The sequence below is a fragment of the Actinocorallia aurea genome, from assembly GCF_054783995.1.
On sequence record NZ_BAAGPQ010000013.1, the window covers coordinates 1 to 12,908 of the forward strand.

At 72.8% G+C, this 12,908-nt stretch carries 13 protein-coding genes; 5 read left to right on the plus strand and 8 right to left on the minus strand.

All coding sequences use genetic code 11. From position 1 onward, the window contains the following. Positions 1–57: 57 nt before the first annotated feature. Entirely contained in the window at positions 58–687 is a 630-nt protein-coding gene (locus ACYVOM_RS17070) for an MBL fold metallo-hydrolase (protein WP_460304373.1), read from the plus strand. A gap of 237 nt (positions 688–924) precedes the next feature. Here the strand turns inward: ACYVOM_RS17070 and ACYVOM_RS17075 are convergent, their stop codons facing one another. Beyond that, on the minus strand, positions 925–2,136 hold the full coding sequence (locus ACYVOM_RS17075; RefSeq protein ID WP_460304374.1) for an oxygenase MpaB family protein: 1,212 nt from the start codon (positions 2,134–2,136) through the stop codon (positions 925–927). Between the two features lie 346 nt (positions 2,137–2,482). Between ACYVOM_RS17075 and ACYVOM_RS17080 the strand changes: the two genes are divergently transcribed. After that, complete coding sequence (locus tag ACYVOM_RS17080) at positions 2,483–3,643, plus strand: TetR/AcrR family transcriptional regulator (protein ID WP_460304375.1); 1,161 nt, start codon at positions 2,483–2,485, stop codon at positions 3,641–3,643. 59 nt (positions 3,644–3,702) lie between these two features. Here ACYVOM_RS17080 and ACYVOM_RS17085 read toward each other — a convergent pair whose 3' ends face one another. The 3 genes from ACYVOM_RS17085 to ACYVOM_RS17095 all read right to left on the minus strand — a co-directional run bounded on the left by ACYVOM_RS17085 (position 3,703) and on the right by ACYVOM_RS17095 (position 6,955). Continuing rightward, complete coding sequence (locus ACYVOM_RS17085; protein WP_460304376.1) at positions 3,703–4,944, minus strand: GNAT family N-acetyltransferase; 1,242 nt, start codon at positions 4,942–4,944, stop codon at positions 3,703–3,705. Positions 4,945–5,044: 100 nt separating this feature from the next. Further along, positions 5,045–6,262, minus strand: coding sequence for an MFS transporter (locus tag ACYVOM_RS17090; protein WP_460304377.1), 1,218 nt, complete (start codon positions 6,260–6,262; stop codon positions 5,045–5,047). A gap of 228 nt (positions 6,263–6,490) precedes the next feature. Next, positions 6,491–6,955 carry a hypothetical protein gene (locus ACYVOM_RS17095; RefSeq protein ID WP_460304378.1) on the minus strand — a complete coding sequence of 155 codons (465 nt, stop codon included), beginning with the start codon at positions 6,953–6,955 and terminating at the stop codon, positions 6,491–6,493. Between the two features lie 38 nt (positions 6,956–6,993). On the opposite strand from ACYVOM_RS17095, the gene ACYVOM_RS17100 reads away from it, so the two are divergent. The 3 genes from ACYVOM_RS17100 to ACYVOM_RS17110 are packed head-to-tail and all read left to right on the plus strand — an operon-like array spanning position 6,994 to position 8,755. After that, positions 6,994–7,683, plus strand: a complete 690-nt coding sequence (locus ACYVOM_RS17100; RefSeq protein WP_460304379.1) for a nitroreductase family protein — start codon at positions 6,994–6,996, stop codon at positions 7,681–7,683. A gap of 10 nt (positions 7,684–7,693) precedes the next feature. Next, entirely contained in the window at positions 7,694–8,104 is a 411-nt protein-coding gene (locus ACYVOM_RS17105) for an acyl-CoA thioesterase (RefSeq protein WP_460304380.1), read from the plus strand. A 57-nt stretch (positions 8,105–8,161) separates the two neighbouring features. Further along, positions 8,162–8,755: an NUDIX domain-containing protein gene (locus ACYVOM_RS17110; protein WP_460304525.1), complete on the plus strand. Its 594-nt coding sequence runs from the start codon at positions 8,162–8,164 to the stop codon at positions 8,753–8,755. A gap of 65 nt (positions 8,756–8,820) precedes the next feature. Here the strand turns inward: ACYVOM_RS17110 and ACYVOM_RS17115 are convergent, their stop codons facing one another. Genes ACYVOM_RS17115 through ACYVOM_RS17130 form a run of 4 tightly spaced genes read right to left on the minus strand, consistent with a single transcriptional unit; the run spans position 8,821 to position 12,772 of the window. After that, positions 8,821–9,429: a TetR/AcrR family transcriptional regulator gene (locus ACYVOM_RS17115; protein WP_460304381.1), complete on the minus strand. Its 609-nt coding sequence runs from the start codon at positions 9,427–9,429 to the stop codon at positions 8,821–8,823. Between the two features lie 16 nt (positions 9,430–9,445). Then, complete coding sequence (locus tag ACYVOM_RS17120) at positions 9,446–10,201, minus strand: SDR family oxidoreductase (RefSeq protein ID WP_460304382.1); 756 nt, start codon at positions 10,199–10,201, stop codon at positions 9,446–9,448. A 46-nt stretch (positions 10,202–10,247) separates the two neighbouring features. Beyond that, on the minus strand, positions 10,248–11,384 hold the full coding sequence (locus ACYVOM_RS17125) for an ARPP-2 domain-containing protein (protein WP_460304383.1): 1,137 nt from the start codon (positions 11,382–11,384) through the stop codon (positions 10,248–10,250). After that, positions 11,381–12,772: a hypothetical protein gene (locus ACYVOM_RS17130; RefSeq protein ID WP_460304384.1), complete on the minus strand. Its 1,392-nt coding sequence runs from the start codon at positions 12,770–12,772 to the stop codon at positions 11,381–11,383. Before ACYVOM_RS17130 ends, ACYVOM_RS17125 begins: the two co-directional genes overlap by 4 nt. Positions 12,773–12,908 lie beyond the last annotated feature (136 nt).

Sequence of the window (12,908 nt, forward strand, 5' to 3'; positions counted from 1 at the left end):
CGAAGCCGCCTTCGACAAGATGCACCACGGCGAAGTCCTGCGCTCGGTGGTGATCCTGTGACCACCCCCATCACCCACCTCGTCACCTCCGGCCAGTTCTCCCTGGACGGCGGCACCTGGGACGTCGACAACAACGTCTGGATCCTCGGCGACGACCACGAGGCCATCGTCATCGACGCCGCCCACGACGCCGCGGCCATCGAGCGGGCGTTGAACGGCCGCCGCCTCAAGGCGATCGTGTCGACCCACGCCCACAACGACCACATCGACGCCGCCCCGGCGCTCGCCGACGCGACCGGCGCACCGATCCTGCTGCACCCCGACGACCAGGTCCTGTGGGACCAGACCTGGCCCGACCGCAAACCCGACGGAGAACTCTCCGACGGCCAGCGCATCGAAGTCGGCGGCCTCACCCTCCAGGTCCTGCACACCCCGGGCCACGCCCCCGGAGCCGTCTGCCTCTACGCCCCCGACCTGGGCACCGTCTTCACCGGCGACACCCTCTTCCAAGGCGGACCAGGCGCCACCGGCCGCTCCTTCTCGGACTTCCCCACCATCATCACCAGCATCCGAGAACGCCTCCTCACCCTCCCGGGCGAGACCACCGTCCGCACCGGCCACGGCGACTCCACCAGCATCAGCGGCGAGTCCCCCCACCTGGAGGAATGGATAGCCCGAGGCCACTGACCCACTCGGGGTGGGCCCACCCGGGCCCTCCCCGACCTTCCCCGACCGACGAACGCCTTCGGGTCGATGTCGTGGGTTCGGCTCGCCCCGCGTGACGGGGCCTCCGGCGCATGGGGTCGGCGCGACCCGTGGGGGGCTTCCGGCGCACCGGATCGGCTCGCTGGGCTCCGTCCCGCGCGGGCGGGGGAAAAAGCGGAGCCCCGCGGCTCGGGGGGCGAGCCGCGGGGCGGTCAGGGGTCAGGCGCCGGGGCGGTTGGCGCTGGGGAGGGTGATGGGGGTCTGGGTGGCGGAGGCGCCGTTGTTCAGGTACATCATGGAGATGCCCCGGACGAAGCCGTCGAACAGGTTGAAGCTGCTCGGGAGGATCAACGAGGTGCCTTCGCGGAAGGCGACGTAGAGCGGCCAGTTGACCTTGATCAGGGCGCGCGAGATGAGGTCGGTCGGCAGGCCGAGCCAGCTCCAGTAGGTGTCGCCGATGAGGTAGCGGACCATCTCGCTGACGAAGCCCGTGCTCAGGTCCGTGCCGAGGCCCTTGACGGCGTCGAGGAGCCTCTGGGCCAGGTCGTTGCCCTCGGCCGTGGCGGCGAGCCGGGGCCACAGCATCGCCTGCGCCTGCGCCTTCGCGTCGGCCCACGTCTGCGGAATGAACTGGTCCTGGACGCCGAGGAGGCTGAGGGCGACCTGCCAGGCGTGCAGGTCCGCGACCTCCTCCGAGGCCGAGGTCCGGACGCCCCACTTCTCGATGTTGTTGTAGGCGACGGTGCCGACCGAGTGGAACGTGACCAGGATGTCGCCGTTGCTGATCGGCAGCGGCTGGTCCGCCGTCGCCTGGAAGTGCGGCGACAGCGGGAGCAGGTTGCGCACCATCGCGTGCACCAGGCGCGTCTTGTTAGCGGTGGTGACGAACGAACCCGTCGGGTCGAAGGCCTTCTCGTTGTGCAGGTCGTACCCGAAGGTGAACGTCTTCGCGGCGCGATCCTGCATGTTGGCGCCGCCCGCGGACCAGTACACCGAGCGGGCCTCGCGCGGGATGACCGTGCTCAGGAAGCCGCTGCCGAGGCTCTCGGAGATGAAGAGGTAGCCGCTCAGGCGCTTGTAGAGGGCCTGGGCCTTGGCGAGCTTCGTGGGGTCGGCCCACGACGGGAGCTTGTTGTGCTCCTGCAGGTAGGAGACCAGGTAGTCGGGCATTCCGGACGGCAGCGGGTCCTTGTTGAGGCGCCAGGTGTTCCACGCGGCGTTCACCGCCGGGATCGAGCCGTCGGCGAGCAGCCGGGCCGCCACCTGGTCCGCGGCGGGGTCCCACACCTGGAACGGGTCGGTGATCGTGTCGGCGTGCGCGATCGAGCCCTTGGACGACCACGACCACACCGAGGGCGCCTCGAGCGCCACGCTCGTCAGACCCAGGGCGGCACCGAGCGTCAGAACACGCCTTCTGCTGAGATTCTCCATTTACTTTCCTACTTCCGCGTAGGGCCAGACGACGTCACAATGCGCCTGTGCCGCGAGGGGTGGTGGCGGACTCAAGGTGGAGCAGGTCGATCTTGGGGAGGTGAATCTCGATTAACATAACTGCGCGAATCAAGGACGGCAAGGCCCTGTTTCAGGGGATTTTTCGGGCTGCCGGACCACCACAGCGGACACCGCGCGACCTCCCGGATCCACCCGCGCGACCACCGCCCGCCGACGCGCTCACGACCGATTCATCGCATAGTGATCGACTTCGTACGTATGGCCATCGTGCTGTGGTTGACTTGCGTATGGCCATGTACTTCGGGGAGCCCTCCCGGGTGTCGTCGTGACGCCGGGGGCCGGTGCGGCCACCCGCCCGCGCAACCGCAAGCAGCTGATCATCGAGTCGGCCGGTCCCGTGTTCAGCGAGCGGGGCTACCACGCGGCCTCCATGGAGGAGATCGCCGCGGGAGTGGGGATCACCGCGGCGGCCCTGTACCGGCACTTCCCGAACAAGTACGCCCTCTTCGCCGAGTGCGCCTACGGGATGGTGGAGCGGCTGGCGGGGGCACTCGACGAGGTGCCTCCCGCGGCCCCGCTCGGCGAGGTGCTCGGCGCGCTCGTCCGGCTGACGGTGCGGCGCAGGGCGTCGGGCGGCGTGTACCGGTGGGCGACGCGGTATCTGAACGACGCCGACCGCAAGCAGGTCAGAACGAAGTTCGCGCACGTGGTCGAGCAGGTGACGGTGGCGGTGCGCCGCGAGCACCCGTTCCCCGCCGAGGGGCTGCGCACCGCGGCGGCGCTCGGCGCGATCGGGTCCATCACGACGCATCACACGGTCATCGCCCAGCGCCGGCTCGAAGAGCTGCTGCTGTCCGCCGCGCTCCGGGTGGCGTCGACCGGTCCCCCGGGCGACGGGCCCGTGCGCTCAGCCGACCTTCCCGCCCAGCCCGTGCCGCGCACGCGCCGGGCGGAGATCCTCGCGGCGGCCATCCCGCTGTTCGCCCGGGACGGGTTCGCCACCGTCACGAGCGGGCAGATCGCGAAGGCGGTCGGGCTCGCCCCTTCCGCGCTCTACAAGCACTATTCCGGCAAGGTCGACATCCTGGCCGCGGCCTGCCTGCAGGCCGCGGGGATCCTGGCGCAGGCCGTCGAGCAGAGCCTCAAGGACGTGGCCGACCCCCGCGAGGCGGTGCACGCGCTGGCGGCCACCTACGTGGCCTACAGCTTCGAGTACACCGCGATGACCAGTGTCGCCAGGGCCGAGATGCCCGGCCTGCCGCCGGACGTGCGCGAGCCGCTCGCCCTCGCCCAGCGCGAGCACCTCGCCGTGTGGGAGCAGCAGCTCCGCCTGGTCCGCCCCGACCTCGATCCGCGCCAGGCCCGCATCCTGGTCCACGCGGGCCTCGGCGTCGTCGTCGAGTCGGGCCGCTTCCTGCGCTGGGAGGACACCCCCGGCCACCGGAGCACCGTCACCGCCCTGGTCGTCGCGGCCCTGGGCGTGTAGCCCCCGCGCCGCGACGTCACCGCGACCGATGACGCCGATGACGCCTTCCCGCGGCGGGTTCAGAAGACGTCCGGGCACCACGGGCGGGTGGGCGTGCCGAAGAGGAGGTCGGCGCGGGCGGCGGCGCCGGGGGTCTCCTCGGTGAGGCGGGAGGTGGCGCGGAGGCGGAGCGGGGACTCGTCGCCGAGCCAGAGGGTGCCGAGGGAGCCGGCGGGCAGGGTGAGGTCGGCGGTGCGGGTCGTCGGGGCGCAGGTCGCGCCGGCGGGTGAGGCCGCCAGGTGGAAGCGGCCGCCGGACAGGCCGAGCGGGTCGCGGACGTCGAGGACGAGATCGCCGGAAGCCCTGTAGTCGCGGGCTTCCAGGAGGCGGGGCACGTCCAGGGGGCGCAGCCACAGGTGATCGTAGGAGCCCTGGACGCGGGCGGAGCGGGGATCGCCGAGCCACTGCGGGAACGGGTCGTCGGGCGCGCGGCCTCCAGTACGGATCTTGACGACCCAGTCGATCGAGGACAGATGCCGCCAAAGAGCGCGTTCCGCCTCCGGCGTGACGGCGATGAGGTCCTGGACGGTGAGGGTCGCGGCAGGACGGGTGACATCCCACTTCCCGTCGGAGCGGTACGTCGCCAGGCCTTCCAGGACGCCTTCCGCCGAGAGGTACATCAGGTGGACGGGCGTCGTCCACGGCTCATGGGGCATGCGGTAAGCGCCCGTGAGCCTTTGCCAGAAGTACTCGGGCCGGGTGACGACCCCGTGCCGGAGCGCGCGCAGCCGCTCGTGCAGCGCGGGCCCTTCGGCGAGGACGCGGTCGGCGTCGGCGTGGAGGAGCCGGCCTTCGGGTGGAGTCGACCAGTCCTTGCCCACTCGCGCCCGCGGCACGTCGATGTCGTACTCGGTGAGCCAGGCCGCCGGACCGAAACCGAAACGCCCGTAGATGGGGTATTCGGAGGCGATGAGCGAGGACAGCGCGTCACCGCGCTCGCGGGCCGCCCGCAGGTCGCGCGCCATCATCTCCGACAGCAGTCCGCGCCGCCGGTGCGTGGGCGTGACGGTCACCCGGGTGACCGCGCTGGACTCCACAGGCCGGCCGCCGACGGCGGTGACCTCGTGCCGGAAGCTCTGGAACGTCGCCACGCACCGCCCGTCGTCGAACGCCCCCAGCGCCCACCCTGGGCGGGTGATCTGCCCGGCGAGCCGCTCCACGTCGGCTTCGGTGCCCGCCGGATCGGTGTGGAAGCCCGTGAGCAGGGCTCTGCGGAACTCTCCCACCTCGTCCGGCCACACCTCGCGAATCTCCACGCCCACGCCCGCTCCTCCCCTCGCGTCCTTCGACGCTACATGGCCCGTCCACCGGTTTTCGATCACGCGCCGCAGGCCGTCGAGGCGCCGCCGGCTCCTTGCCTCGTCAGAGGATCGGCCGAGGCAAGCCGAGGGTCGCGCGCCGTGCGGCGGCGACCATCGCGAGGGCCGCCACACCGGTGAAGGCGAGCGCGAAGGCCGCCGAGGCCCCGAAGGGGTCGAGGAGCATGCCGGAAAGGGCCGCGCCCGCCGCCACACCGCCGTTGTTCGCGGTGGAGACCCACGTGTTGGCCTCCGTGGGCGACGCGCCGGACGCCTCGGTCAGGGCGGCCACGAGAAGGTAGGCCGAGATGAACAGGGGCGCCAGGGCGAGTCCCATGGCGAAGACGATGGCTCCCGTGGCGACCGGCCCCGGCGCCAGGGTGAGCGGCGCGAAGGCGAGAGCGAAGACCGCCAGCAGCCGCGTGAAGCGCACGGCGAGCGGACTCTTCCAGGCCCGCCGCCCGTACCAGAGACCGCCCAGCGCGCTTCCCGCCGACAGCAGCGCGAAGAGCACGCCGCTCGCCTCCGCCGCGCCCGTCCGGTCGGCAAGATACGGCAGCGCGACGTCGAGCACGCCGATCGCGAGGCCCACCCCGGCGAAGGACAGCACGAGTGTGCGCAGACCGGACATGGACAGCGGCCGTACCGGTGCCTTCTCCTGCCTCGGCTCCGTGTCCCGCGTACGGGCGGTGGCCTTCGCCGTCACGAATCCCGCGGCCCCCGCCGTGATGAGCACCGCCACGGCGGCCATGGCCCACACGGGCCCGCCCGCCGCGAGCAGGGCCGCCGCGCCGAGCGGGCCCGCCGTGAACACCGCCTCCTCGGCGACGGAGTCGAGCGCGTAGGCCGCCTGCAGAAGCCCTGGCCGGTCCCTGAGGATCCGCGCCCACAGCACGCGCATCGCCGGGCCGAGCGGCGGCGCGAACGCCCCGGTGACGGCCGCCGCGGCGACCAGCGCGCCCGTCGCCGCCCCGGCGAGAGCGAGCCCGACCACCGCGCAGAGCCCGAGGACATAGGGGACGGCGAGCCTGATCAGCCCCCGTCGGGCACCCGCCCGGTCGAGGAGGCGGGCCCGCATCGGGGCGAAGACCGTGAGCGTGGCCGACAAAGCCCCCGAGACGAGTCCCGCAGCCCCATAGGACCCTGTCGCGTCCCGCACGAGAAGGATCAGCGCCAGGGGCAGCACCGCGTACGACATCCGCGCCGCGCAGCTCGCCACGAACGGCGTCCGCGCCTCCCTGACCGCCCAGACGCTCCGATATCCGGTCTCCACTATCGCCATTGCCCGCTCCCGAGTCCTCGCCCGACCTCCTCGCGACAGGCCGCCGGCGCGCTGCCGGGGCCGAGCGGGTCGTCACATCGGCGGAAACCTCCTCCAGGCGTGTGCGGAACGGGCCGCGGCCTTCACCTCACACCCCTCGGACGGTGTCCGTCAACTGCGGGCCGGATTCTGTCAGGGCCGTGTGCGAGGATCTCCGCGTGGCGGAGAGGCCACGGCGTGGGTGGGGGTTCAGGGGTCGAGGCGCAGGCTGAGTCGGTAGGAGCCGGGGGCGGGCGAGGCGTCGGAGCGGCGTTCGGGCAGGAGGGTGACGAGGGTGAGGCGGTAGGGGCCGAGGCGGACCGGCGGGGTGGTCGCGGGGGGAAGGGTGTGGAGGGTGAGGGGGCCGTCGGGGGTGGCGAGTTCGACGGTGGCGTCGCCGGCCCAGACGCATTCGACGTCGACCGGGCAGCGGGAGTCGGCGGACACGCCGGTGAAGGAGACCTTCGCGGAGGAGCCGGCGAGGGCCGCCGTCGCGCCGGGCGCGAGGGTGAACGCCTGGCCTTCGCGCACGGTGACGGTGCTGCCCGGGGCGGCCGAGGGCTGCGCGGATGCGGGCGCCGACAGCGGGGTGGGGTGCGGCCGCGCCGCGTCGGAGCAGGCCGCGGCCAGGGAGAGGACCGCGGCGGTGAGGAGGAGCGGCACGGGACGGCTCATGGGGTTAAGGGTCGCACGGCGCGTGGGAGCATTCCGGTATGGAGTTGCTCAAGGCGTTGCGCGGGACGCCCGCGATCAGGGATTTCACCGACGAGCCGGTGCCGGACGACGTCCTGTACCGGATCCTCGACTCGGCCAGGTTCGCGCCCAGCGGCGGCAACAACCAGGGCTGGCGGGTCGTCGTGGTGAAGGATCCGGCGCTGCGCGCCGCGCTGCGCGACCTCTACGCGAAGGTCTGGCGCGACTACGTGGCGATCGGCGAGGCGGGCCTGCGGGCGTGGTCTCCGACCGCGGACCGGGCGGCCGAAGCCGCGGCGATCGCGGCAGGACCGAAGGGCGAGCCACGCGGCGATTTCGTGCGCAACCTGGACAAGGTGCCCGCGATGCTCGTCGTGCTGGGAAAGCTCGACGTCCTCGCCGCGGTCGACCGCGACCACGACAGGTACACCTTCGCCGGCGGCGGCTCCCTCTACCCGTTCGTGTGGAACCTGCTGCTCGCCGCGCACGAGGAGGGGCTGGGCGGCGTCATGACGACCATGCACGTCCGGGAGGAGGACGCGGTCCGGGGGCTGCTCGGCGTGCCGGAGAACTTCGCGCTGGTCTCGACGGTGTTCCTCGGCCACCCGGTCACCTGGCCGACCCGCCTCAAGCGCGCCAAGGTGGAGGACTTCGCCTGGATCGACCGTTTCGAAGGCCCTCCCCTCGGCCCCGAAGTTACCGAACCGTAGGATGCCGGACGTGACTTACCGGTACTGGGTGGACGTGCCCACCCGCTGGAACGACAACGACATGTACGGCCACATGAACAACGTCATCCACTACGAGATGATGGACACCGTGGTCAACACCTGGCTGATCCGCGAAGCGGGCTTCGACCCACGCAGCGGCGACGTCATCGGCATGTGCGTGGCGTCCCGCTGCGAGTACAAGGCCGAGGCCGCCTTCCCGGAGATCATCAGGGTCGGCATGCGCATCGGCAAGCTCGGCACCTCCAGCGTCCGCTACGAGGTCGGCCTCTTCCGCGCCGACGGCGAGACCCTGATCGCCAGCGGCGACTTCACCCACGTCTTCACCGACCGCGCCACCCGCCGCCCCGTCGCCATCTCCGGCAGGATGCGCGAGGCGATGGAGGCCCTCGTCGAGGCCTGAGCACCGCCCCGCCCGCCGCCTCCCGGCGGAGGGCGGGATGATGGTCGGGTGACCGACATGTGCGACACCGCCTCGGCCGGAGTGATCATCGAAGACGGCGAGGGGCGGGTGCTCCTGCTGACGCGGGCGACGGCCCCGTCCGGGCTCGCCCCCGCGGCGGGGCACGTGTTCGACGGCCACGAGATCGAGGGGGCCGACGGCGCCCTCGACGAGGAGGCGTCCTTCCGCGCCGCCGCGATCGCGGAGCTCGCCGAGGAGCTGGGCCTGACGCTCCGCGACGCGGACATGGCCCACGTCACCGGCGGCTGGCGCCCCTCGCCGTGCCGCCGTCCCCTGCCGCCCGGCTGCGAGCCCGGCCACGAGTGGCGCGTGTACCGCGCGTCCGCGTCCAGCGTGACCGGTGTGCTCGCCCCCGCCCCCGACGAGGCCAAGGGCGCCCGCTGGTACACGCCCGCCGAAGTCCAGGCCTTGGCCGACCGGACCGCGGCCCAGGCGCTGGGCACGGTCTCCGACGCCGAGTTCGACGCCGCCCCCGGCCTCCAGGCCGTCTGGGTCCGCTGGCTCGCCGACGCCGGCCTCGTCTCCATCCCCGAGCCCCTCCTCGACGCCATCGACCGCATGCTCGTCCACCAGGCCCTCACCTGCCGCTGACCCCGCCTCGGCCTCCCCCGCACCGGACGACCGCGTCATGGCGTCACGGTCCCGCCGTCGGCGGGCTAGGGGCGTAGGAGGCGGAGGGCCAGGGACGTGTAGGTCTCGGCGATTTCGGTGGGGGTGCGGCGGCGTTGGGCGGGGTACCAGCGGGAGACGTCGATGGCCAGGGACATGAGGGCCAGCGCGGTGGTGGAGGGGTCGTCGGGGGCGAAGGCGCCGGTGGCGACGCCCTCGGCCACGGCGGCGGCCAAAAGGGACTCGGTGTCGCGGCGGATGCCGAGGAGGGCGCGCTGGTGGTCCGGGGTGAGGGACGGGTGCTCGTACTGGATGGTGCGGGCGAGAGAGTGGTGCTCGGCGTGGAAGCGGACCGAGGCCTCGACGATCGCGGCGACCCGCGCGGACGGGTCGGCGCCCGCCGCGTCGGCGGCCGCGCGCAGCCGCGCGAGGTGGACCTCGTGGCCGGTGCGGGCGATCTCGAAGAGGAGGTCCTCCTTGGTCGGGAAGCGCATGTAGAGCGCGGCGGGGCTCATGCCCGCGCGCAGCGCGATCGCCCGGGTGGACGTGCCGTGGTACCCGTTCTCCCCGAACGCCTCAAGGCCCGCCACGAGCAGCCGCCGCGCCGTCGCGGGCAGGTCGGCCCACGCGTCCTCGACGGTCAGGGCGGCGTTCACCGTGCGGTCTCCGGGGTCACGCGATGATCAGGCCGCCGTCCACGGGGATCACCGCGCCGTTGACGAAGGCGCCCGCGCGGCTCGACAGGTAGACGGCGACGCCCGCCATGTCGTCGGGCCGCCCGATCCGCTTGACGGGAACCGCCTGGGCGATGAGGTCGCCGAACGCGTCGAGCGTCGCGGCCATCATCTTGGACTCGAACGGACCTGGCGCGACCGCGTTGACGGTGATGCCCTGCGGCCCGAGCTCCTTGGCGAGGACGCGGGTGAGCTGGTGGAGGCCGGCCTTGGACGCGGTGTAGGAGTAGCGCTCGCCCGGTGTCATGATGCCGTCGACGGAGCCGATGTTGATGACGCGGGCCGGGTCGTCGGGGGTCGCGGCCTCGCGGAGGTTCGGCAGGAGCGCCTTGGTGAGGAAGAACGGCGACTTCAGGTTGAGGTCGAGGACCTTGTCCCAGGCGGAGGCGGGGAACTCCTCGATGGGCGCGCCCCAGGTGGCGCCCGCGTTGTTGACGAGGATGTGCAGGGGGCCGTCGATGGCCGCGGCGAGCGTGTCGCAGCCCTCTTCGGTGGAGACGTCGAGCGGGACGCCCTCGACCTCGCCGTACCGGGAGAGCTCCCTGACGGCCTCGGCCACCGCGTCGGCCTTGCGGGAACTGATGACGACCTTGGCCGCGCCCGCCTGGAGCAGCCCGCGCGCGATCATGAGACCGATGCCCCGGGTACCGCCCGTGACCAGCGCGTTCTTGCCGTCCAACCGGAACAGGTCCATGCCGTCGCTCCTCGACTCTCCGTGATCGTCGGCAGTCTATCCGGGCTCATCCGCGGCGGGCGGCGGCGAGGTGGCCGTCGAGGACGTCCTGGCGCATCATGGGGCCGAATCCCGCGGAGACGACGCGGAGCGCGAGTTGGACGTCGGTGAGGCCGAGCGCTTCGGCGGTGCGGGCGAGGTGCCAGTCGTGGGCCGCGAGCGACACCAGGAGGTGGCCGCGGCGGACCTGGGCCTCCGACAGGCGGAACGTCTTCAGGTAGGCGAGGGCGCCGTCGTCGGCCGTGATCAGCTCACCGATGTGGTTCTCGCTGCGGCGGGTGAAGGCCGGGAGGAACCTCAGCAGGCTGAAGCGGCCGAGCCGGTAGACGTCCTGGAAGGTGTAGGGGGCGTCCAGGAGGCCGCGCGGCATGGTGGCGTCGTGGAACCGGGCCCAGCCGTCGAGCTGGGCGGTGGCGGCGGCGCGCAGGTCGGCGAGGGACTTGACGGCGGTGCCGTCGATCCGGGCGGCGAAGTCGGGGACGGGCCCGCTGAGCAGCGCGTAGTGGTGGATGAGCTCGCCGAAGAGGTCCTGCAGGAGGGTCGGGTGCAGGAGCCGGTAGTCGGCGGGGTGCGGGACGGCGAACGCCGCGGCGAGGGCGTCGGCGGCGTAGACGAGGACGCCGCACTGCCCCGGGTGGATCTCGAAGACGCGCAGGGCGTCTTGCAGGCCGAGGATCGCGGCGCCGCTGTAGGCCTCCTCCTCGCGCGGGGTGAGGCCGCGGCGGAGGGCGTCGGCCGACCACTGCGCCCAGGCGACGGACGGGCCGCGGAAGTGCAGCGCGAGGTAGCCCTCCATGGCCAGGTGCATCGGCAGGAAGCGGAGCCGGTTCGGCTCTGGACGCCGGGCCATCCGCCGGTGGACGCGCACGGGCATCCGCTCGGGCGGCGCGGCGTCGGCGGTGAGGCCGGTGCCGTAGGCCGCGGCGGGGGTGCCGTCGTCGGTCCAGGCCGCGACGAGCCCGTGCGGGATGTAGGACGCGTAGGCGGTCCGCTTGCCCAGGTCCACGATGCCGTGGGCGTCGTAGACGCGGGGGTGCAGGCGCAGGTCCTCGATCGGCGCGTCGCGGAGGAGGGGGACGAGCCGGATCCCGCCCCACACCTGGGACGGCGCGGTGCGCAGGCCGGTGAGGGACAGCCGGTTCACGGGGCCTCCCCGAGGTAGGCGGCGACGCGGGCCGCGAGGTGCGCGTTCAGTTCGGTGATCCCGGTGCGTCCTTCGGCGAAGCGGGCGAGGCCGGCGAGCGCGGGAAGGTTCTCGGCGTCGCGGATCCCGGCCGTCGGAACGGTCGGGGCGAGCCGCCTGACGTCGAACGCCGCGGCGTCGTACACGGGGTTGAGGTGCACGATCGAGCAGGCTCCGGAGGGGTCGAGCCGGGTCCGCCAGACCCGCAGGACCTCCCCGGCGAGGCCGGGCGGGGCGTTGTCCCAGCCGTCGGAGACGATGACGAGGCGGTCGGGCCGGTGCTCCAGGCCGTCGAGGATGCGCAGGCCGAGCGGGGTCGGGCCTTCGGCGCGCGCGAGGAGCGGATCGGTACGGCCCGACACCCACAGCGGCACGTAACGCGCGGCGAGGGCTTCGAGCAGGTAGTGGCAGGCGAGCGCGACGGCAAGGGGTCGCCGCCGCTTCTGCGCCGAGCCGGAGGCTGAGTAGCTGTCGTCGAGCACGGCCGCGACCTTGCCCCACGTCCCGGCGGCGCCGCCCGCGGTGCGCAGGGCGGCGGCGCGCAGCGCGCTGGTGAGCTCGGTCCTTCGTTCTACGCGTGCGGCGACGGGCAAAGACAGCGCGTAGAGGGCGAGGCGCGTGAGCGGCATCCGGGTGAGGTCGGCCTTGACCGCTTCTCCCCCGGACTCCTGGAGCCGCAGCCTCTCCAGCCGCGTCAGCCGGGGCGCGATGCCGGTGAGGAACGCCTCCCGCTTGATGCCGCGCTTGGCCGCGAGGCCCTCGGCGACCGTGTACGGCAGTTCGTAGACGGCGTCCTTGTCGTAGTGGGCGCGCCGCCAGGACTCCAGGATCGGGGTGCGGTACGCGGCGGGCTTGAACGGCGTGAACAGGAAGGTCCCGAGCTCGCCCTCCAGGGAGAGGTGTGCGTGCTTGACGGCGTCCTTGAGCCCCGCCCGGTACTTGACGGCGTCGAAGGCCAGGTCGGGGCGGGCGCGCAGCCAGTCCCGGATGATCGCGCGGACCCGCCGGTTGTTCGCCCCCGCCCTGCGCACCTCCCGGAACAGCCGGTAGACGCGCTGCGGAGGCAGGTCTTGGAGACGGCGTCCGATGAGTGCGCCCTCCACGTCGCTCACCGCGCCCTCGGCGAGGAGGTTCGCGGCGATGAGCGCCGCGTTGTGGTCGTTGACGTCGAGGGCGAGGGCCGCCGCGTAGAACTCGCGGTAGTTGCCCAGCAGATAACGGTGCAGGAATTCGAGCGAAAGGCCCTGCCGGGTCTGCCCGGTGTGGAATTCGCGCTGCCCCGTCCCGGTGATCGCCGCGTTGACGAAAAGGAGCACGTCCTCGGCCGCGATCAGTTCCCCGGCGTCCACCCCGACCTCCCCGACCCCCCAGAAAAAACGTCCAGGTGCCGGCCGGGGAAGGGGAGCGGGAACTGCGAGATCATCGCTTTACAGGCAAGCTCCGGAAGTCCCGCCGAAGTCCCACGGCCGACCCCGGCACGGTAGC

Bases quoted from the DNA above. Each gene is read 5' to 3' on its own strand.
- ACYVOM_RS17100 (WP_460304379.1), top strand. From the start codon at position 6,994: ATGGAGTTGCTCAAGGCGTTGCGCGGGACGCCCGCGATCAGGGATTTC.
- ACYVOM_RS17120 (WP_460304382.1), bottom strand. From the start codon at position 10,201: ATGGACCTGTTCCGGTTGGACGGCAAGAACGCGCTGGTCACGGGCGGT.
- ACYVOM_RS17090 (WP_460304377.1), bottom strand. From the start codon at position 6,262: ATGGCGATAGTGGAGACCGGATATCGGAGCGTCTGGGCGGTCAGGGAG.
- ACYVOM_RS17110 (WP_460304525.1), top strand. From the start codon at position 8,162: ATGTGCGACACCGCCTCGGCCGGAGTGATCATCGAAGACGGCGAGGGG.
- ACYVOM_RS17095 (WP_460304378.1), bottom strand. From the start codon at position 6,955: ATGAGCCGTCCCGTGCCGCTCCTCCTCACCGCCGCGGTCCTCTCCCTG.
- ACYVOM_RS17075 (WP_460304374.1), bottom strand. From the start codon at position 2,136: ATGGAGAATCTCAGCAGAAGGCGTGTTCTGACGCTCGGTGCCGCCCTG.